The sequence below is a fragment of the Flavobacterium sp. 3HN19-14 genome, assembly GCF_051373205.1.
Classification (GTDB): Bacteria; Bacteroidota; Bacteroidia; order Flavobacteriales; family Flavobacteriaceae; genus Flavobacterium.
The window spans coordinates 1,578,092-1,600,327 of the sequence record NZ_JBPPZT010000001.1; the positions used below are offsets into that span (position 1 = coordinate 1,578,092).

The 22,236-nt window shown below is 42.4% G+C and carries 22 protein-coding genes; 18 read left to right on the forward strand and 4 right to left on the reverse strand.

Annotated elements, in window-relative coordinates; genetic code table 11:
• Window positions 1-221: 221 nt before the first annotated feature.
• From ACSLFW_RS08360 to ACSLFW_RS08395, 8 genes are all read left to right on the forward strand, one after another.
• Window positions 222-491 (forward strand): helix-turn-helix domain-containing protein, encoded by a 270-nt coding sequence (locus ACSLFW_RS08360; RefSeq protein WP_436555375.1) that lies wholly within the window; start codon window positions 222-224, stop codon window positions 489-491.
• A gap of 2 nt (window positions 492-493) precedes the next feature.
• Window positions 494-739: a hypothetical protein gene (locus ACSLFW_RS08365; RefSeq protein ID WP_436555376.1), complete on the forward strand. Its 246-nt coding sequence runs from the start codon at window positions 494-496 to the stop codon at window positions 737-739.
• Window positions 740-769: 30 nt separating this feature from the next.
• Window positions 770-2,278 carry a type IV secretory system conjugative DNA transfer family protein gene (locus tag ACSLFW_RS08370; RefSeq protein WP_436555377.1) on the forward strand — a complete coding sequence of 503 codons (1,509 nt, stop codon included), beginning with the start codon at window positions 770-772 and terminating at the stop codon, window positions 2,276-2,278.
• Between the two features lie 18 nt (window positions 2,279-2,296).
• The gene (locus tag ACSLFW_RS08375) at window positions 2,297-3,118 is read left to right on the forward strand and encodes a hypothetical protein (protein ID WP_436555378.1); all 822 of its coding nucleotides are present in this window, start codon (window positions 2,297-2,299) and stop codon (window positions 3,116-3,118) included.
• Between the two features lie 233 nt (window positions 3,119-3,351).
• Window positions 3,352-6,018 carry a MobF family relaxase gene (gene mobF, locus ACSLFW_RS08380; RefSeq protein ID WP_436555379.1) on the forward strand — a complete coding sequence of 889 codons (2,667 nt, stop codon included), beginning with the start codon at window positions 3,352-3,354 and terminating at the stop codon, window positions 6,016-6,018.
• The gene (locus ACSLFW_RS08385; RefSeq protein WP_436555380.1) at window positions 6,015-6,371 is read left to right on the forward strand and encodes a hypothetical protein; all 357 of its coding nucleotides are present in this window, start codon (window positions 6,015-6,017) and stop codon (window positions 6,369-6,371) included. The genes mobF and ACSLFW_RS08385 overlap by 4 nt, the downstream gene beginning before the upstream one ends.
• A 410-nt stretch (window positions 6,372-6,781) precedes the next feature.
• A complete protein-coding gene (locus ACSLFW_RS08390) occupies window positions 6,782-7,198 on the forward strand; it encodes a hypothetical protein (protein WP_436555381.1) in 417 nt (138 codons plus the stop codon).
• A 108-nt stretch (window positions 7,199-7,306) separates the two neighbouring features.
• Window positions 7,307-8,029: a hypothetical protein gene (locus ACSLFW_RS08395; RefSeq protein WP_436555382.1), complete on the forward strand. Its 723-nt coding sequence runs from the start codon at window positions 7,307-7,309 to the stop codon at window positions 8,027-8,029.
• A 33-nt stretch (window positions 8,030-8,062) separates the two neighbouring features.
• On the opposite strand, the gene ACSLFW_RS08400 is transcribed toward ACSLFW_RS08395, so the two are convergent.
• Window positions 8,063-8,302, reverse strand: a complete 240-nt coding sequence (locus tag ACSLFW_RS08400; protein WP_436555383.1) for a helix-turn-helix domain-containing protein — start codon at window positions 8,300-8,302, stop codon at window positions 8,063-8,065.
• Between the two features lie 147 nt (window positions 8,303-8,449).
• Here ACSLFW_RS08400 and ACSLFW_RS08405 point away from each other — a divergent pair, with 147 nt between their 5' ends.
• From ACSLFW_RS08405 to ACSLFW_RS08450, 10 genes are all read left to right on the forward strand, one after another.
• A complete protein-coding gene (locus ACSLFW_RS08405; RefSeq protein WP_436555384.1) occupies window positions 8,450-8,752 on the forward strand; it encodes a DUF5362 family protein in 303 nt (100 codons plus the stop codon).
• Between the two features lie 11 nt (window positions 8,753-8,763).
• The gene (locus ACSLFW_RS08410; RefSeq protein ID WP_436555385.1) at window positions 8,764-9,216 is read left to right on the forward strand and encodes a hypothetical protein; all 453 of its coding nucleotides are present in this window, start codon (window positions 8,764-8,766) and stop codon (window positions 9,214-9,216) included.
• A gap of 53 nt (window positions 9,217-9,269) precedes the next feature.
• The gene (locus ACSLFW_RS08415; RefSeq protein ID WP_436555386.1) at window positions 9,270-9,773 is read left to right on the forward strand and encodes an RCC1 domain-containing protein; all 504 of its coding nucleotides are present in this window, start codon (window positions 9,270-9,272) and stop codon (window positions 9,771-9,773) included.
• A gap of 359 nt (window positions 9,774-10,132) precedes the next feature.
• Entirely contained in the window at window positions 10,133-10,849 is a 717-nt protein-coding gene (locus ACSLFW_RS08420; RefSeq protein WP_436555387.1) for a hypothetical protein, read from the forward strand.
• Entirely contained in the window at window positions 10,846-11,637 is a 792-nt protein-coding gene (locus tag ACSLFW_RS08425) for a hypothetical protein (protein ID WP_436555388.1), read from the forward strand. Before ACSLFW_RS08420 ends, ACSLFW_RS08425 begins: the two co-directional genes overlap by 4 nt.
• A gap of 64 nt (window positions 11,638-11,701) precedes the next feature.
• On the forward strand, window positions 11,702-12,007 hold the full coding sequence (locus ACSLFW_RS08430) for a T9SS type A sorting domain-containing protein (protein WP_436555389.1): 306 nt from the start codon (window positions 11,702-11,704) through the stop codon (window positions 12,005-12,007).
• A gap of 155 nt (window positions 12,008-12,162) precedes the next feature.
• Window positions 12,163-15,438 (forward strand): hypothetical protein, encoded by a 3,276-nt coding sequence (locus ACSLFW_RS08435; RefSeq protein ID WP_436555390.1) that lies wholly within the window; start codon window positions 12,163-12,165, stop codon window positions 15,436-15,438.
• A 9-nt stretch (window positions 15,439-15,447) separates the two neighbouring features.
• Window positions 15,448-16,368 (forward strand): DUF6443 domain-containing protein, encoded by a 921-nt coding sequence (locus ACSLFW_RS08440; RefSeq protein ID WP_436555391.1) that lies wholly within the window; start codon window positions 15,448-15,450, stop codon window positions 16,366-16,368.
• Window positions 16,369-16,558: 190 nt separating this feature from the next.
• Window positions 16,559-19,024 (forward strand): RHS repeat domain-containing protein, encoded by a 2,466-nt coding sequence (locus tag ACSLFW_RS08445; protein ID WP_436555392.1) that lies wholly within the window; start codon window positions 16,559-16,561, stop codon window positions 19,022-19,024.
• On the forward strand, window positions 18,999-19,574 hold the full coding sequence (locus ACSLFW_RS08450; protein WP_436555393.1) for a hypothetical protein: 576 nt from the start codon (window positions 18,999-19,001) through the stop codon (window positions 19,572-19,574). The genes ACSLFW_RS08445 and ACSLFW_RS08450 overlap by 26 nt, the downstream gene beginning before the upstream one ends.
• Before the next feature lie 61 nt (window positions 19,575-19,635).
• Here the strand turns inward: ACSLFW_RS08450 and ACSLFW_RS08455 are convergent, their stop codons facing one another.
• The 3 genes from ACSLFW_RS08455 to ACSLFW_RS08465 all read right to left on the reverse strand — a co-directional run bounded on the left by ACSLFW_RS08455 (window position 19,636) and on the right by ACSLFW_RS08465 (window position 22,003).
• Window positions 19,636-19,992 (reverse strand): DUF7222 domain-containing protein, encoded by a 357-nt coding sequence (locus tag ACSLFW_RS08455; RefSeq protein ID WP_436555394.1) that lies wholly within the window; start codon window positions 19,990-19,992, stop codon window positions 19,636-19,638.
• Window positions 19,993-20,333: 341 nt separating this feature from the next.
• On the reverse strand, window positions 20,334-20,780 hold the full coding sequence (locus ACSLFW_RS08460; RefSeq protein WP_436555395.1) for a T9SS type A sorting domain-containing protein: 447 nt from the start codon (window positions 20,778-20,780) through the stop codon (window positions 20,334-20,336).
• Window positions 20,708-22,003, reverse strand: coding sequence for a hypothetical protein (locus ACSLFW_RS08465; RefSeq protein ID WP_436555396.1), 1,296 nt, complete (start codon window positions 22,001-22,003; stop codon window positions 20,708-20,710). Before ACSLFW_RS08465 ends, ACSLFW_RS08460 begins: the two co-directional genes overlap by 73 nt.
• Window positions 22,004-22,236 lie beyond the last annotated feature (233 nt).

Below are 22,236 nucleotides of genomic sequence, written 5' to 3' on the forward strand. Positions count from 1 at the left end.
TTTTAGGTAATTTTATCATATCAAATTCCAAAACATGGAAACTAAATTTAAATATATCTCCTTAATTTTTGCACTCAAAATTGTAGACCATATACATCATTTTTGTTTTACAATTTCTTCTCAAACTATTGCGAAAAAATCTTTTCGCATTCTCCCTTTTTAATCTCGCTTTTAAAGCACACGTTCTTTACATTTTCCACTAACCAATATCTTTAAAAATCATGGAAGTCATCTGCCTCCAAGACCAGGCTTTCTATGCCCTGATCGAAGAAGTCGTCCATAGAATTAGGGGCGACACCAACGAAGAAAGTTGGAAATGGGTTAATGATATTGATGCAATGCGCATGCTCAATACAAAGTCCAAGACCACGATGCAAAAACTCCGCGATGAGGGGAAAATCCGCTTCTCGCAACCGCAAAAGAAAATCATTCTGTATGATTGCGACAGCCTGAATGAATATCTTGAAAAACACAGCAAAAACACCTTTTAAAAATGGAAACACTTTACCTGAAAGGGTTCAATGAGGGCTATCTCGTAGCCCTGCACCATCCCGCCCTTGCCGAAAAATTATCAGGCATTCGGAGCCAACTTCCCCGCATCGAGGGTTTCAAAGATGGACACAGGCAATTTCTGCTTGAAAAACTCCGCGATTTGCAGCCTCATTGGATGCAGGAAAAGGATTATGGACTGCCGCCGCCATCGCGAGAAATCGACCGCGATATAGCACCAGACCGTTAGATTCTTTTTCTTTCACCAACACCTATTTTTATGAATCCATTTGATTTAGATAGGCCGCTCCTGAATTTGAGCGGCAAGGATGTCCACGGCCGAAACTGGACAATTGGGGATGCCGTTGAAGGCGTCCAAATCTTCGGCGGCATAGGCTCCGGCAAGACCTCCGGTTCCGGGCGGACGCTGGCGCTCAAATACCTTCAGGCAGGCTTCGGCGGGCTTGTCCTGACCGTCAAGACAGACGAAAAGGAACTTTGGGAAAAGTACTGCATCGAAGCCGGACGCATGAATGACCTCATCATCGTCGATCCCAAAGGCAATAACTTCTATAACCTCTTGGATTTCGAGAGCCAGGGCGAAACGATGACGGGAAATATCGTCGAATATCTCAAGACCGTTATCAGGGCAAGTGAGGAGAAATCCAGCGGCAGCAAAGCAGACCCGTTTTGGGAGAATTCCCTCGATTTGCTTGTCCACCATGTCATTGACCTCTGCCGCTTGGCTTATGGTGAAGTGTCCGTGCAACGCATGTATGATATTGTGCAGACCATCCCCAAGCAGGGCAACCAATATGGACATGCGAAAGAAGCCGATAGCAAGAGAAAAACGCCTTATATGCTCGCGTTGGACGCGGCAGCGGCAAAGGCACGCCAGTTGACTCGTGAATGGCAGGAAAAGCTCCCGACATCGGAAATGATGCGCCTGCAAGCCGAAGGCACTGAGGCTTGCGATATGGCGCTTCATGATGCCCATCCCGAAGTCCGACTTTTTGATCATATCGACCAGTTCTTTCTTGAAAGCTATGTGAGCCTTGCTGAAAAAACGCGGTCGATTATTGACTTCTCTTTTTCCAATTTCTTGTTTCGGCTTTTGCAAGACCCTGTTTATCGATTATTCTGCCGTAACAAGTCGAATTTTACGCCTGAAAGCTCCCGGGATGGAAAAATCATCCTGCTTAACCTGCCCGTCAAGAAGTATCATAAAATTGGCCGTGATAGCCAGGTCATGTTTAAGTTCATCTGGCAACGGGCAATGGAGAAAAGCGTCAATTTCGAAAGGCCGGTTTTCTTGTGGGCAGACGAAGCGCAGAATTTCATTCATGAACACGATCCGGATTTTCAGGCAACCGCCAGAAGCAAGAATATCGCAACGGTCTATATCTCGCAAAATCTGCCTAACTACCTTGCCAATATGGGGAGTGCGAAATCAGAAGATAAAGTCCATAGTTTTTTGGGTACGCTTAATACGAAGCTCTTCCATGCAAATGCGGACATCCAGACCAACCGCTATGCTTCCGATCTCATCGGCGACGCCGGATATGAAGAAAAATCGTCCAATTCCTCAATCGGCGGCAGTTTCAATTTAGGCCAGACCCGCTCGTTTCGCATCGATAAGCTGGAAAGGCCGGAGCGGTTCATGTCTCTTAAAAATGGCGGCCGCGGCAATAATGGGGTTACTGAGGCCATCATGCACGTACTCGGCAAACCAATCGCTCCGCCCTTTAATTATGCCTTAATTCCCTTTAATCAAAATTTCACTTTATAACTTTTAAATTTTACAATCATGAAAACACAAGACAATTCCCATTTGCAAAAGCTCAACATCCGCAGAACGAACGGCGGCAGAGTCAACCTTCTTAAATACAATATCTTTGGCATGCTGACCGGCTTTGCCAGCTATCACCGCCTTATGATTGAAGTTTTTACCCGCAAGAACTTTGGCGAGCGTTATTTCAATCTCGCCAGTGCGCTCACCGTCGCGATTTTTCTGGCGATGCTTCCTGTCGCCTTTACTTACATTCAATATGGCATCCATATAAATACCATGCGTGTCTATGGCGGTCTTGGAGGAATGGTCGAGCCGCAGGAATTTAAGGTTAAATGGTGGGCATATATATCATGGTATGCCTTTATAGCTTTGTTCTTAAAGTATAGTTGGAAGCATAAGAAGGCGCAGCGACCTACAAAATCGCTGTTTGATTTCACCAAATACAGCCAATATGACGGTGATATCCACCCGATTTTCAGGGAGCAAAAGTTTTCCTTTATTGAAACCAATACAAAAAATATTGAATGCTATTTCGAGCCTGCGCCGTTCTTTATCTGCGGCTTTTTCCTTGCCCTGATTGGTCAATATTTCGGGTGGTTTCTGATGTTAAGCAGTATCGTATATTGCGTCAGCTACATTGCCGCCTACGAAGCTTCCAAGCATGATTTGCTCAGCCAAATTGATCAAATTATCTTGAATGAAGATATGGAGAAGGTCTTCGTCAAAGGTATGGCTGGCAGGGTGAAGTATCGGGGCATCGTTCCTGACTCTGAAGATGAAAGAAGACAACTTTTACCGTTCGTGGCCAATGTCACGCCGGTCTTAGCTGTGAGCTGATATCCCCTTAGCTGTGCTAAGGGAAGATGTCTGTAGAAATTCCTGGGGCGCCGGGTGGGGGTTTGTGAGCATAGCTTTGGCGATTTGCCAGCACAGCTCCGCGCTTTTTTCAGCACAGCCTTGAACACTTCTCAACACAGCTTTTAGGTTAAAAATCATTATTTGTAGTTGACGGTCTGCGAAAGCGACCGTCAATTTTAAAAAGTCATTTTATCTTCCACGACATGATCAGGATGATTCAAAGCCGCTCGGCGGCAAAACAGTATTTCAAGGAAGCCCTTTCCAAGTCCGATTACTTTCTGGGCAATCAGGAACTGCCCGGGTTCTGGCAGGGCAGATTGGCTGAACGGCTGAATCTTGACGGCGTATCGATGCAAAAGGCGTTTGATGCCCTCTGCGACAACCTTAATCCGCATACAGGCAAGAACCTGACTCCGCGCACCGATGAAAACCGCACGGTCGGTTATGACATTAATTTCCATTGCCCGAAATCCGTTTCCATCTTCCACGCCTTCAGCGGCGATAACCATATCCTGAATGCTTTTCAGCAAAGCGTGACCAAGACCATGCATCTGATTGAGGCCGATACCCAGACGCGGGTGCGGCTTCAGGGGCGATATGAAGACCGCCAGGCACATGAACTCGCCTGGGCGCACTTTACCCACCAGACTGCGCGACCAGTTAACGGCATGTCTCCTGACCCGCATTTGCACAGCCATTGCTTTGTCTTCAACGCTACCTATGACGAGACCGAAGGACGCATCAAGGCGGCGAAGTTTCAGGACATCAAGCGGGACATGCCCTATTATCAGGCGCATTTTCATAAGAACTTCTCGGATAAGCTGGCCGAACTAGGCTACGGCATCCGCAAAACCGGACTTTCCTTTGAGCTTGATGGCGTGCCAGAAGCCGTTATCGGCCATTTCTCCAAGCGTACCGATGAGATAGGCCGCATTGCCGAGGAAATGGGCATTACAAGCGCCAAAGGCAAGGATGCCATAGGCGCGCATAGCCGTGCGAAGAAGCAAGCCGGAAGCACGATGGAAGCGCTTTGCGAGGCTTGGCGGGAGCAAATTCAGGATTTGGAGGTCGGGAAGGAAGCGAGGCAGGAGCTGCGCGGCACGGAAGCGAAGGTCTTAACCCCTTACGAGGGCAAGGACTGCATCGATCAAGCCAAGCACCATAGCTTTGAGCGGGCTTCGGTCATTGCCGAGCGCCGCCTTCTGGCAAAAGCATACAGCCAGGCCATCGGCACGGGTTTGTCGAGCAAGGAAATCGACGATGTTCTAGCAAGTGATAAAAGCGTTATTCGCGTCCTTGATGGCGGGCAGATGAAATGCACGACAAAGGAGGTCTTGCTCGAAGAAAAGCAAATGGTCGAATTGGCACGAAAAGGCAAAGGCGCGATAAAGCCCCTTTATGCCGAAGCGCCGCAATTGGGCGTGACTGGCAAGCAAGCCGCGGCGGTTGCCCATGTCCTGACCACGGCAGACAGGGTTTCGATTATTCGCGGTGTGGCGGGAACGGGCAAAACCACGCTTATGGTCGAAGCGGTCGAGAAAATGAATGCGGCGGGAAAGCAAGTCATTGTTGCGGCGCCTGGCACCGATACGGCGAATAATACCCTCCCCAAAGCCGGTTTCGGAAACGCAATGACGGTGGCGCGTCTGCTCTCCGACCCGTCAAAGCAGGAGCAACTAAAGAACCAAGTGCTTTGGATTGACGAGGCAGGGCAATTGGGCACGCAGGACATGCTGAAGATCTTGCGCGTGGCGCAGGAAAGTAATGCGCAAGTTATTCTTGGCGGCGACACGCGCCAGCATGCCGCTGTGGTGCGCGGCGATGCCCTGCGCGTCCTGAACACGGTTGCCGGCATCAAGGCGGCAGAAGTCAACAAGATTTATCGACAGCAAAACCTCGTTCACAAGGAAGCGGTTGCGGAACTGGCGCGGGGCAATGTCGCGACGGCTTTTGAGAAGCTCGACCAGATGGAGGCGATTAAAATGACCGATCCCAAAGACCCGACGAAGGATTTGGTGGATGATTATATTGCCAGTGTAAAAAACGGCGAAGAGGCATTGTTGATTTCGCCGACGCATGCCCAAGGCGACGAGGTCACGGCGAAAATCAGGGAGCGGCTGCGGGAAGAAGGCTTGCTCGGAAAACGGGAAACCATGACCCGTCAATTGCGTAATCTTAACATGACAGAAGCCGAACGGCAGGACGCGCGGAATTACACCGAAGGCGATTTTGTGAAGTTCAACCAGAATGCCAAAGGCTTCAGGCGCGGCAGCCAGTGGGAGATTGTTGCCGCTGGAGAAGACATTGTCCGGCTCCAAAACCGTGATGGCGAAACCGGCATTCTGCCGCTTGCCAAGGCCGGTAAGTTCGGCGTCTATCTGGCGCAGGATATCGGCCTTTCAAAGGGCGATAAGATGCGCTTCACCGATAACAGCTTTGACCTGAACGGCAAGAGGCTGAACAACGGCACCATTGCCGAGGTCGTCAAGGTTGCGGAGGGAAAGATATTCCTGCAAAACAAGGTCAGCGGCAATAATTACGAAGTCCGGCAGGATTGCGGGTTGCTTGCTTATGCGCATTGCATGACCTCCCACGCATCGCAAGGCAAGACGGTCGATAAGGTGTTCATCTATCAGCCTGGCTCGACATTTGGGGCGACCAATGCCAAGCAGTTCTATGTGTCTGTGTCCCGAGCAAAGCAGGGCGTGACGGTTTATACCGACGACCGCGAAGAACTGCTGGAGCATGCCATGAAGCTCGGCGACAGGCAGGGCGCTTTGGAACTGGTCGGCAGGAACCGGATGCATCTGGATTTTGTGATTGCATCGGAAATTGAACAATACCGCCATTTAGAAAATGAAAGAGAACTGGAGCGATGAATAACTATGACAGACTATACGGCGACAAGGCAGAAGGTGACGGCGGCAATTCCTTTGTCGAGCATGACCGTAGCGGGCATGTGCGAAAGCTCATTATCAACATGGCTGACGGATCGCGACACTTCTTCAACTACGCGCATCTAATGGATGGCGAGTATAATCCGGCGGAAAACTGCATTCGGCTGACTTTTACGACAGGTACGATTTATTTGCGTGGATTGCGTCTGGAAAAACTGTCTAACAGCCTGACTTTTGATATGGTGAAGATTATCACTGTGACGGAAGAAAGATATGTGAAAACTCTTCCTTGTGATGAAGCAGTCATTATTACTTTTGAATTTGTAAGAAGTTGATCTATGTAATATGTTTTAGGTATCAATTTAATTGATTTGAAAGTTTTGATTGAAATATATTAATATGATATTTGATTATTTAGAAATATTTAAGGATAATCTCCGAAAATTTTTAATTAAACGTTTCTAAATAAAATGTTAAAATTTACAAAGATTTATAATATTTATATTATAATATAAAACTTTCTAATTGCTTATTTACATTGATGATTCAAGTCATTTAATGAATTTTTTAAAGAATTAAATGAAATTTATTTTTTCAATATAAATCTCTAAATGCGATTATTTAAAACTATCAAACTCTTAATAAAATCTTAAAAATTTGTTTAAAATCGTAAATTGTAACAAAAAAATTTGTTTTGTGTCGAAATGAGTATTAACTTTACAATGAAGTTTTGCCGCTAAAAGCTATGTGGCGTAATAATTTTGTTATGTTAAATGATGAGAAACGTTCTTCTTTGGTAGCTGTTGGAGCTATGCCGAAACAAGAGTCTCCGATTTATCGGAAAGTAATTAGGTCTGTAAATAAAAAGATTCACAGATTGAATTATGACTTTGTTTTGGCAGCAAATTACATCCCAATCGTGTCATACCTAGCTTTAGAGACTGCAGCCTTTATTTCAAGAAATAGAAATTTTCGATCGACAAAATCCGAAGATATGGTCAGACTAAAACGTCATATTAGAATAGTAAAAGCTAAAGCAGGAAGAGAATCTCAAGTGAATTTAAAAAACAAAAAGACTTGGAAGGAAAGTAGCTTATATAAAATCTTAACAGGAGATACGGAGACTAAGTTGTCATGCTGGCCCGGCAGAAGTTTTTACTGATAAGTATCTTTCGAATCAATTTTATCAAGAATCTAAAAATAAAGATGTGTTTACTATTAAATCTGAAAATGGCGACAAAACATATACTTTTAGAAAATTTAAGAGTAAGTGAATTTAGCTATTAGTAGTTTAATTATTTTTATTTTAGTAAGCCCTGCGATTATCGCAAGAAGGGTGTACTATACCAAAGAATTATCCAAAAATCATATTTCTAGAAATACTCTTCAAGAAATATTTAGTGCTATTTTTTTGTCATTTATAATTCATTCTACATGGATTCTTTGTGTTGGAATTTTTGGATTTAAAATTGACTTTGTAATCACATTAAAATTATTGCTAAATCCAGGAGATATAAAAGATTACTCTGATATAAGTAATAATGTTGGGCAAATTTCATTATATTTTATACTACTAACTCTTTTTTCTGCGATAATTAGTTTTATTATCAGGAATTATATACGATCCAAGAAAATTGATCGCAAGAACAAATTTTATCAATACGACAATACTTGGTATTATTTATTCTCTGGTGAAGTTCTAGACATTAAATCTTATAATGAGGGCACTATTACTTCCGAAGATGTAAGTTATCAATTTGCCGATGTATTAGTAAAATCTGACGAAAGTATCCTATACTCTGGACGTATAGCAGGTTATCAACTAAACAATGATAATTCAGTGGATTTTATTGTTTTAGCAGAACCTAAAAAGGAAAATAGAAATTTTGAAATTAAATCAAAAGTAAAAAATGAAATAAAAGATTTAGATGGTTATTTAGTAATTCCGTACACAGATATTTTAAATATTAATTTGAGATATATATTGCACTAAAATTTACTTTTCTTATTACTTTAGTTCTAAATTTTATTCACCTAGACTGAGCCCCTCAAGTAAATCAACTGGCTTTACTTTCAAAGCGGCCGCCATTTTAAACAGAAGATTCACGGTCATTCCCTGCTCACCACGAAAAAGCTTACGTACAATCTTCTCATCACAACCCACAGCCCGTGCAAATTCGCGCTGCTTTCCATCGAACTTTTCTATGAAAAGCGTGTGAACCCGTTGCGTCAATTCTGCCTTTAATTCGTCTAGCTTTTGTTGCATCGAACAAAAGTCATCAACAAAATGAAAAAAAACGTAAAATTATTGCGGTCTTAAAACCGCAATTTATTATTTTAGCTGTAAAATTAAAATCTACTATAGGCTTGCAAGCACCTTTGGGAGAAATCATTAACGACTAAAATCCAAATTATGTTTCAAATTTTTAAAGACAGTCGCGCTATCTACGGCGCGTTAAAACAGGCAGACAATGCCGACACAGTATACACCATGAAGTCCGGGCTGGAAAATTCTGGCGGATTCAGAAAATTCTTTGCATGGGGGCTTATCATTGGCGGCATCTTCATGACAATTACGGTATTAGGTGCCATCTTCGGCATTCCGATGATTATCCTCGGCATTTATTCTCTTCGCCAAAACAAAAAGTTCAAAGCGAACTTAGAAGAGGCCTATCAAAAAAGACTGGCAGAGTTAAGTAACGGCTCGTTAGCCTAAATCCGCAAATCATGAGAAAGCAATATTTTTTAAGCTATCTATCAGCAACTCTACTGTTTCTGGCAGGGTGCAGCAGTAATGATGACAATTCATCTAACAACAATTCTAATGTTACCGCTGAAAAGTTCAACGATATTTCATCGAACACGCTTCAGACAATCGCCATTAAGGCAGACGGCACGCTTTGGAGCTGGGGCACGGATGCGTTCGGTCTGCTTGGCAATGGATCGGCCGGAACGGACACCACTATTGCCCCGGCGCAAATCATGGACGGCTCCTGGAAATCGGTTCATGCCGGAGAATATAATTCTTTTGCTATCAAATTTGACGGTACGCTATGGGCATGGGGCGTGAATAATGGTGGCCAATTGGGCATAGGCACAATGGAGGATGCGCTTGCTCCCCATCAGGTCGGCAGCGCGACTGACTGGAAAAGATCGATACGGGACAGGGATTTACATTAGCCATCAAAAACGACGGAAGCCTGTGGGGCTGGGGCGATTATACATGGCTTGGCTTGGGCGTCGATCCTGACATTCTTTATGTGCTTTCGCCCATCCTGATTGACAATAGCCATGTGTGGGCTGACATTTCTGTACAGACGGGGCATATTCTTGGCCTGCGGGCAGACGGCACATTATGGGCTTGGGGCAGCAATAGCGACGGCCAAATCGGAAACGGAAGCAATCTTGCCGCCTTTGTGCCGCAGCAAATCGGTTCTGGCCATGACTGGAAATCCATATCAGCAGGCGGGAATTACAGTTTTGCCATCAAAACTGACGGTAGTTTATGGGCTTGGGGTTATAACGGATTCGGCAATCTCGGGCTTGGCAATAATACGGATTACGCTATTCCAACCCAAGTAGGCACAGACCATGACTGGAAAGAGGTAAAAGCCAGCGCGATGTTTTTTGGATTGGCTTTGAAAACGGATGGAAGCTTGTGGGCCTGGGCGATAATGTTGGCGGAAATCTTGGCAATGGTACAGGTACGAGCGTTACATCATTTCCGGCGCAGATAGAAACAGCGACAGATTGGAAATCCATTGCTGCCGGTTATGCTTCTTTTGGCATCAAGCAGAATGGGGATTTGTATGGTTGGGGCCTATACGTTTATTTGGGATATCCTGATGGTTATCCTGCCGATAATCCTTATGAAACCTATTCGCCTGCCCCGTTGGGATGGCAATGATGCAACAAGTCATTGAATAAATGTAGGGCATTTTATTTGTGACCTTGTAAAGAGCCGCCTTGTTAGGCGGCTTATTTTTTTAACCAAACAAAGTCTATTTTTTCTTGTTAAAAAAATCTTAAAAACAGGTATTTCTACGTAGTTATAGTCCAAAAAATATTAATATATTTCCAACCGATAAAAATACTAATGATGCTAAAAAAAATATTTCTAATTCTGTGTCTTGTTAGCTATTCAGCATTTGCACAAGACATTCAATGGGAGAAATCCTATGGTGGCCGACAAGCCGAATATCTTTTCGACGTACAGCCTACGGCTGATTACGGCTTTATACTTGCAGGCAGTTCACTCTCCAAAAAATCAGGTAACAAGACTGAAGTCGCCAATGGCGACCTCGATTTCTGGGTTTGGAAAATGGATGAGAATGGCAATGAGGACTGGCAGAAAAGTTTTGGCGGCAGCGGTTCCGATTTGCTCGTCAGCATCAAGAACACCAATGACGGAGGTTTCATTTTGGGCGGTATTTCTAATTCGCCCAAAGATTTCAGTAAAGGTGAAGCCTGTCGAGGAGGCAATGATTTCTGGATTATTAAGTTGAATGCCAAAGGCACAGAAGAATGGCAAAAGACATTCGGCGGCAGCGGACAGGACGACCTCGTGAGTATCAGCCCGACGCGGGACGGCGGTTATATTGTGGGCGGCAGTTCTGCATCCGAGAATACCGGCGACAAGAAAAACAAAAGCCGCGGCAATTTGGACTACTGGATCATAAAGCTTGACAGCCAGGGTAAGGAGGAATGGCAAAAGTCTTTCGGCGGCAAATATGCCGATATACTCAAAACCCTTATCCCGACGATCGGCGGCGGTTATATTTTAGGTGGCACTTCCAATTCGCAGGATCGGTGAATAAATCCTCTGAAAATTATGGTGTCGGCAATGATTTTTGGATCATCAAACTTAATGGCAAGGGTGAGGTTGAATGGGATAAGTCATTCGGCGGCGATAAAGACGACCAACTTTTTGCCTTAAAGCAGACCTACGACAAAGGCTACATCATTGGTGGAAATTCTGCCTCAAGCACGACCGGCAATAAAAGCAAGACCAACAGGAATGGTACGGATATCTGGGTCATCAAGCTATCTGAAGATGGACAGATTGATTGGCAGGAAACCTATGATTTCGGGAAAGTGGATGTGCTAACCTCGCTCGTTGAAAATCATGGCCACAGTTTTCTTGTGGGCGGTTATGCCGATACCGACAGCGGTGACGGCGATTACATAGCCATGAAGATTTCAGAGAAAGGCGAAAAGCTTTGGGACAGGACGGTTGGCAGTAAAGGTGACGATGTCTTAAGAAAGGTCATCGAAACCCGTGACGGCGGTTACCTGATGGCGGGAACGTCCAATCCCGAAAGCGAGAATAAGAGTAAAAAATCATCCAAAAAAGGAATCGTAAAAAACAATATTCAAAATGGCAATATTGCCGCTGCCGATAAACTCAACGATACAGTCGGCGGTAATGTCAAGGAGGCGAAAGATAAAGCCAATGGCTTCGTGAATGAAAAGACACAAAAACTGACCGACGGCTTTAATGAAAAGACGAAAAATGATAGCCCATTGAAAATGAGTGCCGGCGATATATCGAATCCATTAGATGCGAAAAAGGCGCAGACGGCAACCTGCTTGATGGTGTAGGCGATGCGATGTCGCAAAGCGGCCGAAGCCTGGCGCGAAAGCTTCAAAGGATAAAAAGACCAACTTGGGCAATAACGACTTTTGGGTCGTGAAGCTGAAGGACAAGGATAAAAAGATAAAGGAAGAAAGAACTATTGAAGCCTTTCCAAATCCTGCACAGCAATACACCAATGTCATTGTCGGCTTCGATTATACCAAAGGAAATGTTTCTGTTTACGATATTTCCGGCAGGCAATTACAGGATTTCAAGGCGACCGATAGGACGATTCCGGTTGACCTCAACAAATATCCGGAAGGTATTTATATCATCAAGGTGGCTACCGATAAGGGCGACGCCAGTATGAAGATCATTAAAAGCATTTCAAAATAAAATCAGTTTCAACTATGGATTTTAAAGTTTTAAAAAAGGGTAATGCAGGTTTTACATTTTTTCTACTACTAATTTATTTAAAAAGTTTTTCTCAGACAACGAATGATTTTAAACCAACCAATACCTATATCCCATCTTCGCCAGAAGCTGCGCTGTTGGACAGATTCGGTGATATTCCTGTGGGCTATTATACCGGCACGGCAGATATCTCAATTCCGCTTTACAAGGTTCAGGTGGATGGTGAGGAAATTCCAATCACCTTGAGATACCAAAGTTCCGGCATAAAGGTTGCCGACGAAGCGACATGGGTCGGGCTGGGTTGGAGCCTGGAGCCGGAAGGCACGATCATACAGGAAGTACGCGGTAAGGAAGATTTGGAAGATAACTGGAGTAATTATCTGGGTGGTGACCAATATCAATATGCATCTTTTATGAATAGTGTGGGCGGAACTGCATTTTACCATGACGGATTTCAGCAAGGGGATTGTACAAAGATGCCTGAACCACAAACCGGAGCTGAGTGGGCAGGATATAGGTGTGGAACGCTGGCTTGGGATGCAAGCATAATTATTAATAGTTTGAGCCACGGGCATGGGCAACCGGACGTTTTTACTTATAATTTTGGCGGGTATAGCGGTAAATTCTATAAAAATCCCTTAACGCAGGAGATTGTCCTGATGGGCACTAAATCCAATATTTCTTTTTATAACACTGGACAACAGGGTACTTATGCTTTGACACCGAACGGCACTAAATATTCTTTCAATATTGTAGAGGTTAATAATTTTAATGGCCTTCTGTCCGGCAAGACCTATAAACTGACAAAAATTGAACTCTCAAACGGAAAGATAATAAACTTTGGATATCACGACGAAAATTTTGGTTCAATCATAAAACAATCTAATCTTATACTTAACGATGATGGTGGGCCATTCGCAATGCAAGGCAATGCAAATGGTTTCAGCTCTGGTACCAGACAAGTACTCGAAAGCATTACGACCGATGATACTCAGGTCATCTTCAATCGTGAAGGCAGAAGTGATTTATATTATTCAAATTCCTCAAGGCTTGCGTCCATAGATATCAAATCAACGCTCACAAATAAAAAAGTAAAATCATTTCTGTTTGGATATGAGTATTTCAATGCGCAAGACAATTACCTGAGAAAAAGGCTTAAGCTTAATTCAGTCAAAGAAATCGGCTATGATCCCTATTCCGGGGTTGAGACCACGGATAACAGCAAGCCTCCTTATTCTTTTGGATATGATACTTCCATTAACTTACCCGCAAAAAATTCCTGTGATGTAGATTTTTGGGGTTATTACAACGGTCTTAATGGCAATACGACACTCATTCCTGACCTTGATTATTTCGAATATCCATATCTTCCTGCCTACATGAATTTCGGGCATGTCCTATTTGAATATCGTCAGGATTTGAAGGCTTATAGATATACTGATAATACTAAGGTAAGTGCGTGTATTTTAAACAGGATTAATTATCCTACAGGCGGATATACAACTTTTGAGTATGAACCCAATTCTTTTAACAATCAGTTTATCCCCAATGCTGCTGAACTTTTTGAAGCCACACGGCATAAATCAGTCAGCAAAGGGCGATTACCTGTTCCTGAGAGTCAGTCAATCCAACTCCTCGACATTGGCGATGATTGTACTTTAAGAATTGCGATTGCGTTCTCTCACGGATCACCTATGTCGGGTGGAGCGCTTGATACCTCGATTACAAGTGCTATTTACAACGGTGCAAGTATCGTGCTTCGGAAAAACCATATAGCTGTAAAAACATGGACGCCATCCCTTTATAAAACAATGCAAGAATTTAATTCTAATGGCAGTATCGATAAATATGAAGAGATGCGTATGATATATGAGCCAGATGCTACATATGAGATAGTTGCTAACTTTCCTAATTTTACATACCCATATCCATACGATAACATGGCACAAGCATATTGTAGTGTCGATTTTTATAACGATACGAACATCGATAAGTCAACAAGCCACCAATGCGGTTTAAGGATAAAAGATATAAGGAGTTATACAGGTTCCAATATTATCAGCTCGCACAAGCATATCAATTATTTCGAAGGCAAGCTCTTGAACAACTTTGAGCCGATAGAAAAAACAACTGCGATGTATGCAAACCGTAGTCAAACGCCAGGTACCATTAGTTGGAATGTTGGATACTATTATAGGTTTACCATTTCGGGCAATGATTTCGGATCGAGCGGAGGTATGCCTGTAGGCTATGGCAGGGTCGAAGAAATCGAACTTGCCGCCAACGATGTAGATAATATTGGAAAAAAAGTATTCACCTATCACAACGAAATAAACGGAGGGCGCAAGGGTTTTCCTAACGACCCTTTTCCTAAAAACGGCTTCATTGCTAACGAAAAAACTTATGATAAGCAATTGAATAAAGTGGCTGAAAAAAGCTACAATTACGTCAATATCATGACGAACAATATTTTTTTCGGAATCATCTCGGCAAATCATTCCTTTGGAAATACCGATCTAGTAGGAAGCGGTAGCGGGCCATCGCCAGGAGACCCACTCCAGATAGCGCCATTTCAATATAAATGGACATATGGGGTTTACCCGATGGCATCTTATGCCTACGTCTTGGAAAACGTGGCCTCCACAGAATATTTTGCTAACGGGAATGTTTCAACCAACGAAAGCTACACCTATAATGCAAAAGGAGAAAAATCCACTGTCGTAACCTCCGGTTCAAATGACAATACCAATACGACTAATGATCATACCTATACGACCATGTATTTTTACCCGAAGGAGCATAACGACTTCCTTCCGATAGAACAACAAATGGAATCAGCACATATAACGAATGCCCCTGTTCAAACCGTCACTAAAAAAGATTACACTGTTACCTCGATTAGCGACATCATTTTTGAAAAAGATGCCAGTACGGCACAGCATATTATGCCCAAATTTGCTTATAGCCAAAAAGGTGCTGTTCCTGATGTGGATAGCGAAAAAAGGCTTACTTACGATAAATACGATGATAAGGGCAATATACTGCAATATACTCTTGAAAACGGTGTACCCGTGTCAATCATCTGGGGATATAACGGAACAAGGCCAATCGCCAAGATTGAGAATATAGCTTACGACAGTATCTCGACAACGGCAATCTCCTCTCTTAAAACCCTGTCTAATACTGGAACGGAAAGCCAGCTTCTTGCCGCTTTGGAAAGTCTCCGAACATCTTCGGCACTTAATGATGCCATGTTTGCAGGGTATGCCTATAAGCCTTTGGTTGGCGTAAGCGTTATCATCGATGCCAGAGGCTTAAAAACCAGATATTACTACGACAATTTCGGCAGGCTCAAATATGTCGAAGACAATGACGGTAATCGTCTGTCGGAGAATGAATATCACTATAAATAATTAGGAAGGATGAGAAAGCTACAATTATTTTTTGCGACGATATTGCCAGTTCTCGCGTTTGCACAAAGCCAGAACCAGAATTACATCAAAAATCTAATATATAAAAAGCCAACCCTAAACGGAATGACCATCAATCAGTCTGGAGGCGGAAGCCTTACAGCGAGCGATACTACCGTAACCGTCACGTATTTCGACGGTTTAGGTAGACCGATACAAAAAATCGCACACAGGCAGGCCGGAAACGGAAAGGATCTTGTCCTCCATATGGAGTATGATGATTTTGGAAGGGAAACATACCAGTACCTCCCTTATACCGATGCCACTGCTACCCTGAATTTTATAACGACTGCAAAGATCGATACGCACAGCTTTTATAATCAGGTGGAGTTTGAGAATACCTTGAATCCTTATGTTCAAAAGCAATTCGATGAATCTCCGTTGGAAAGGACTTTAAAGATTGCCTCGCCTGGCAATGATTGGACGATGTCGGGCGAACATACAAAGAGATTGGAATACCTTAACAATACGTCTGCTGATAATATTCATTTCTACAGCGCGACTGCCACTTGGAACAATACTGACAAGATATTCGATATCTCCTTTGTTGATGATGGCTATTACGATGAAGGAGAGCTATATAAAACAGTCACATATGACGAGAATGCCTCTGTTGCTGCGGTGGAAAAAGAAGGAAGCACGATTGAATTTACAAATAAGGAAGGCAAATTAATCCTGCTCCGAAAATACATCAACCAATTACCAGTAGATACCTATAGCGTCTATGATCAATTTGGCAATCTTGCCTATGTCGTGCCGCCGATGGCGACAGACCCTGTCAACCAGATGGAAGGATATTGCTACCAATACAAATACGACAACCGCAACAGGCTCGCCGCAAAAAAGAACCTGGTGCGACTTGGCAGTTTATAGTCTACGACAAGCTTGACAGGATTGCTGCTTCAGGCCCGCAAATTCACCTTTTGGTGAAGACAAAACGGGATGGCTGATAACCAAATACGATAAGTTTGGCAGGATTGCATATACCGGATGGCTACAGGAAGAAAATGATTACGCACAAAGGCGCGTATCGCTCACCGATCTTATTTTTGACAATACGTCAATGTATGAATCGCGCACTGTCTCTGGAACGATAGACGGATTTAATACACTTTACACGAGCAATATTGTGCCTGCATCGGGATACAAGCTGCTTACCGTCAATTACTACGATGACTATAGTTTTGCCGGAGCGCCAACATTCCCTGTAACGGTAATCGATGAGCCTGCGACTACAAATGTGAAAGGATTGCAGACCGGCTCATGGGTAAGAGTCTTATCGGAACCAAACACAATTTCCGCCGAAACACATTATATTTTATACGATAAAAAGCTGAGACCGATAAAGAATTATATAGGAAACTATCTGGGTGGTTACACCCAAACGGAAACCGCACTTAGTTTTACGGGTATGCCGGTTACTTTAATCACAAAGCATAAAAGGACACCAGCCTATGACACGATGTATACAAAGGACAGCTTTTATTATGATGCCCAGCAGCGATTATCGAAGCACCTGCACCAAATCGGCGTGAATGGCACGTCAGAACTGATGTCGCTGAACGGTTATGATAAGCTGGGGCGTGCCATTTCAAAAAAGACCGGCGGGCAAGACGTCTCAGGCAATACCTATTATCAGAAAATCGATTATGCCTATAACGCGCGCGGGTGGCTAACATCAATAAATGATGTCTTTGGGCATAACAATGACAATCCTGTAGATCTGTTCTCATTAAATCTGGAATACAACAGGCCACGGCAGGAGGTAAATGGTGTCGTGGCACTGTTTGATGGGAATATTTCAGAGGCCTATTGGCGAACGGATTCAGACAATAAAATCAGGATGTATGGTTATCAATATGACGACCTGAATCGTTTCGAGCGTGCGACCTACAAAAAACTGCTTTCAGACACTGAATTGATTGCGCCCGAACTGAACTCCTATGATGAAGCAGTAAGCTACGACAACAATGGCAATATCATGTCGCTGAAACGAAATGGCTTTCTAGATTCGGACTCGGTAAGTGAGTATTATGCGATTGATCAGCTAACTTATGATTATGTGCCGGATACGAATGTTCTTTTAAAAGTTACTGATAGCACTAATAGCTATGACGGCTTCAGGGATGGCACGAATACGGATGCCGATTATAATTATGATGTTAATGGCGATATGGTTTCCGACAAGAACAAAAAAATCAGCCTGATTACTTATAACCATCTGCATCTACCGGTGAAAATAGAAATCGGAACCAATTCGGAAATTGATTACCTTTACGACGCGACGGGTAAGAAAGTTGAAAAAAAGGTCAATGACAACGGCGCCTTAACCACAACCTATTATTCCGATGGGTTTCAGTACAACGGGAATGACCTGGCATTTTTTCAGACTTCCGAAGGTTATGTAGATGGCGAGAAAGGTTCTTATCACTATGTTTATAATTATCTCGACCATCTTGGGAATATTCGTCTGAGCTATGGCAAGGATTCGGAAGGAAATCTGAAGATAATAGAGGAAAACCATTATTACCCGTTCGGGCTCAAGCACATGAATTACAATGCGCAGAAGTTTGATTATATAAAAGAGGATGATGGCGTTTTGGTAGTTCTGACGCCTGTGGAGCAGAACGATTATAAATACAAATTGAATGGGAAGGAATTTCAGGATGAATTGGGACTGAATATGTATGCGATGGATATGCGTCAATATGACCCAGCGATTGCAAGATGGGTCGTGCAGGATCCAATCATTCATCATCAATATTCGCCTTACGTGGCATTTGATAACAATCCTGTGAGGCTCGCTGATCCGACCGGTGCGGCTACTTATGATGGAATGACCGAACTTGACTATGCGGGCAGGGTTAAAAGGGATGAAAATGGCAAGTACATTCCTCCAAATGAAAGGGGGCAGATCACTACGGAGAGTATGAATGCTATGTCACAGCAATGGGCGGATGAAGGCGAGGCAGAAAGTGACCCAAAAACTAAAGGAGACCCTCAGAAAAAATCGGATATCGATCCACAAAAAAAGAAAGAAAAAGCGCAGGGAAAAGAAAGGGAAAAAAATTTCATGAAGCGTACTGGTGATAATTCGGAAATCTTGATGAGTATTGATCCCGAACATTCTGCTGCTGATAGATTTGATGATTTCGAATTTGAAGATAATACTGTTATATGGATTAGCCATGGAAGTTTTAACGGAGCGTGTGGGCAATTAACTTTAACAAAGTTTGATAAATTTTTACAAGAACACAGCGAGATGTATAAAAATGCCGTCAAAAATCACACTCCAATCACAGTAAAATTATTTGCTTGTGATACAGGAATTTTGGGAGGACTAGCTCAGAATTTATCAAATTTACGTAAGGAAATGACGTTTTGGGCTCCAACAGCCTATATAACATGGCCTCCAGTTGAAACGGGTGGGAGAACACATATTTTAAACGATCAATTTAACCAACCTGGTGTTTTCAATATTTATAAAAATAATACTAAAATTGGTGAAGGAAATTTTAAAAAGAAATAGACGTATGGCTAAATTAAGTTATTTGTTTTTGCTTACTGTGTTTTTTATTTCATGCAAGGAGCAACAAAAAACCGAAGTGAATAAAGAAATTATATTAATGGAAAAATATAAGAAAAAGGCGTTGGCAACAGGTAACGACTACGATTATGGGACATATTTGGAATATGCTGAACATAACAAATATCCATTTGAAAAACTTTCCGTTTCGTTACTTGTGAACCATAAATATAAGACGCCGCTTTCTTATTATCAGATTTTTGCAAGTACAATCGAGCTTTATAACAATGATGTTTTTAAATTGAAATATCTAAACAATCTGGATGAAGCAAATCGCCAATTTGCAATTCATTATCTAAAGCAAGGTGCAAAAGTTGACGACATCTCATGTCAATGTGCATTAGAGGCTATATATAGAAATGGATATGGTTTGGAGAAAAATGAGATGAAATCCGACAGCCTTTATTCTGTTTTAGAAAAGGACGAATCGATGGGAAGTTTTTATAGAGAAAACAAAAACGATAAATCTAAAATTGATGATGTAATTAAGTGACTTTTAAATTCAGAAATTTTGAATTTGTAACTCTCAATCGTTTGGATAAAAAAAACTGGGGTCAAAGCCCCAGTTCTTCTGCAATATAACGCGCAGTCTCTTCAAACGCCATCCAGGCGTACCAGTTTTTAAGATCGCCTTTTGGCTGAAGCGGTGCGCCTAAATCGTCTTCTAGTTCTTCACGCAAAGCATCAATCTCGTTGTAATGAGTGTTAAAGAAACTGTGAGTGTCGCAGTAATAAATCAATTTGCTAATCATACCCGACTGGCAGCCATAGCTGAGAAGATTGGAAAAGAAAGTTTCAATATCGCCCCTATAACTCAATGCCTCGATAGCAACTTCGGCGCGGATTGAATTTGGATTGGCTTTGATGATTTTGTTAAGCTGTTTTTTGAGGAATTTTTGTTTTGTGCTCATGTGAATTTACCTTTTTAATGGCTGCTTTATTGCAGTCCGTATGAGGAACAACAAAACGGCCTTTAAGTGGCGCAGCGCATTAGTCAACCGAAACTCGGAGGATGTCCGCTCGCGGAAACCGTGTTGGCAGGTTGACTGACACGGGGCTGTTTTAACTTTCTCATTAAGGATTAAATAAGCAGTTTTAATAAATGGAAATGAGTCTAAAAAAAACAAATATGATAAACGCTATAATTCCAGAGCTGTCTAATTACCATTGCTTTGAGAGATAAGAACAATAGGTGTAAAGCAAAACAACCTCTGCAATTGCAAAGGCTGTTAAATAAAAAATTTAATAATTCTTATTGCACAAGTAATTTTTTGATTTCGACATTTCCCTTATCATCGATTACTTTTATGAAATAATTTCCGGCTTCCAGATTATCTCGTTTGATAGTCAATAATTGTCCTTTAAAATCATAAGTTTTGATTTTTCTTCCAAGAGCGTCAGTTATAATTACTGTCGCCGAAGAGACAGAAGGCTCATCAAGATAAATATTTGTTTCAGAGCCCATTGGGTTAGGATAAATAATAAAACTATTAGATTGGGGTACTTGACTTACACCTAGTACTCCAGTGCCCAATTTCGCAAGAAATATATCATATACACCTGCACCCTGATTAATTGTGTGGTCGCCGAAATGAACTGCCGCACTGACATATAATCCAGGCGCAATCACGTTATTTTCGGTGTCGGTCGCGATTTTAAATACATACTCGCCCTGGTCTTCACCTGCAAATGCGCCCATGCTTCCGAGCCATCATTGTTATATTTCAGAATTGCAATATCCCCTAGTTCAAATTGATAAGTAAGGCTTTCACCAAACGAAAAACCATTCAGCATATCTCCGGCAACATACAGATTTTTATTGGAATCAACCGCTACAGATTTTGCCAACACTCGGCTACTCGCGCAAATCTTTGCCCATGCAACGGAGCCGTTAGGATTATATTTGACTACCGTCGATGCACCGTTAACATCAGAATAAAGTGTTGTCGTTTCAAAAGTAATGTAGCCTCCTTGATATTGTGCGATAAAATATATGCCGCCTTCACTATCAACTGTAAGGTCTCTTCCAACATTGGCAAGACTGCCTGACCATTTCCTTTGCCAAAACAGTTCGCCTGAAGGATTACATTTAATAAGGAATATTGAGCTTTCGGTGTTTGTATCTGCCGTCAGTCCACTTGAGCCGTCTCCGATAGAGGGGCTGTGGAAATATCCCGTAAAAATGATATTGCCTGAAGCATCGACAGCAACATCATTGGCCATATCTTCGGCTGTGCCATTCCACGATTTCGCCCAAATTGAATTTCCGGCATTGTCGTATTTGGCGATGAGTATATCTGAGTCGTCGTTAGAATTTGCACCATTGTTAAGCGTTATGCTTCCAATCGTTAAGGTCGGGCTCTTATAGCCGCCCGCGATTATGATGTTGCCGTTGATATCCACCGCGATACCATTGCAATATTCGTCGCCAGTGCCTCCATCACTTTTAGCCCATATTACATTTCCATTCGTGTCGTATTTGACAATAAAGATATCGTTACCACCTGCGTTGGTAAGTACATTGCTGCCGATTGTCAAAGAAATGCTGTCGAAAATGCCTGCGACATAAAAGTTTCCAACAGAATCAACTGCGATGCAGCTTGCCTTTTCGGCGCCTGATCCAGAAATCTTCTTTGCCCAGATTATGTTTCCCGAAGTGTCGTATTTCGCGACAAAACTTTCAAAAGTGTTTATTGGAAAAGTATTGGTCAAATCGTAATCATATCCGGGAAAAGTCAGTGTGTTGCTGGTAAATTGACCTACAACAAATATGTTGTTGTTCGCGTCGGTAGCGACAGCCATAGCTTTGTCAGTTTCGTTACCTTCGCTGCCAAGGATGGGTTTGGCCCATAACCATTGTTGGTCTTGCGAGAAACAATTCACGCAAAATGCAATAAATAAAATTAAAGTAATTTTTTTCATGATAGTAATTATTAAGGGTTAAAAAAATTCTCGTTTGGTAATGTTGTTTAATATATAAAAAAGACTAAATAAATGCTAATGCCAGACTATCCGTGATGTACTGTATTTAAGTGCAGACAAACTTTTTAAGATATGCGTTTAAAACAGAAAATATATCGTTATATTCTGTTTATCAGTATCAAATGATGTACCAAAAAACGAATTAATTTATAAGAATTTTAAAATTTAATGTG

What these genes read in the sequence shown, in the direction of transcription:
- ACSLFW_RS08445 (WP_436555392.1), top strand. Translation starts at nt 16,559, where the DNA reads ATGTATGAATCGCGCACTGTCTCTGGAACGATAGACGGATTTAATACA.
- ACSLFW_RS08400 (WP_436555383.1), bottom strand. Translation starts at nt 8,302, where the DNA reads ATGCAACAAAAGCTAGACGAATTAAAGGCAGAATTGACGCAACGGGTT.
- ACSLFW_RS08410 (WP_436555385.1), top strand. Translation starts at nt 8,764, where the DNA reads ATGAGAAAGCAATATTTTTTAAGCTATCTATCAGCAACTCTACTGTTT.
- ACSLFW_RS08385 (WP_436555380.1), top strand. Translation starts at nt 6,015, where the DNA reads ATGAATAACTATGACAGACTATACGGCGACAAGGCAGAAGGTGACGGC.
- ACSLFW_RS08360 (WP_436555375.1), top strand. Translation starts at nt 222, where the DNA reads ATGGAAGTCATCTGCCTCCAAGACCAGGCTTTCTATGCCCTGATCGAA.
- ACSLFW_RS08440 (WP_436555391.1), top strand. Translation starts at nt 15,448, where the DNA reads ATGAGAAAGCTACAATTATTTTTTGCGACGATATTGCCAGTTCTCGCG.
- ACSLFW_RS08465 (WP_436555396.1), bottom strand. Translation starts at nt 22,003, where the DNA reads ATGAAAAAAATTACTTTAATTTTATTTATTGCATTTTGCGTGAATTGT.
- ACSLFW_RS08365 (WP_436555376.1), top strand. Translation starts at nt 494, where the DNA reads ATGGAAACACTTTACCTGAAAGGGTTCAATGAGGGCTATCTCGTAGCC.
- ACSLFW_RS08460 (WP_436555395.1), bottom strand. Translation starts at nt 20,780, where the DNA reads ATGGGCGCATTTGCAGGTGAAGACCAGGGCGAGTATGTATTTAAAATC.
- ACSLFW_RS08375 (WP_436555378.1), top strand. Translation starts at nt 2,297, where the DNA reads ATGAAAACACAAGACAATTCCCATTTGCAAAAGCTCAACATCCGCAGA.
- ACSLFW_RS08455 (WP_436555394.1), bottom strand. Translation starts at nt 19,992, where the DNA reads ATGAGCACAAAACAAAAATTCCTCAAAAAACAGCTTAACAAAATCATC.
- ACSLFW_RS08370 (WP_436555377.1), top strand. Translation starts at nt 770, where the DNA reads ATGAATCCATTTGATTTAGATAGGCCGCTCCTGAATTTGAGCGGCAAG.
- ACSLFW_RS08405 (WP_436555384.1), top strand. Translation starts at nt 8,450, where the DNA reads ATGTTTCAAATTTTTAAAGACAGTCGCGCTATCTACGGCGCGTTAAAA.
- ACSLFW_RS08420 (WP_436555387.1), top strand. Translation starts at nt 10,133, where the DNA reads ATGATGCTAAAAAAAATATTTCTAATTCTGTGTCTTGTTAGCTATTCA.
- ACSLFW_RS08390 (WP_436555381.1), top strand. Translation starts at nt 6,782, where the DNA reads ATGTGGCGTAATAATTTTGTTATGTTAAATGATGAGAAACGTTCTTCT.
- mobF (WP_436555379.1), top strand. Translation starts at nt 3,352, where the DNA reads ATGATTCAAAGCCGCTCGGCGGCAAAACAGTATTTCAAGGAAGCCCTT.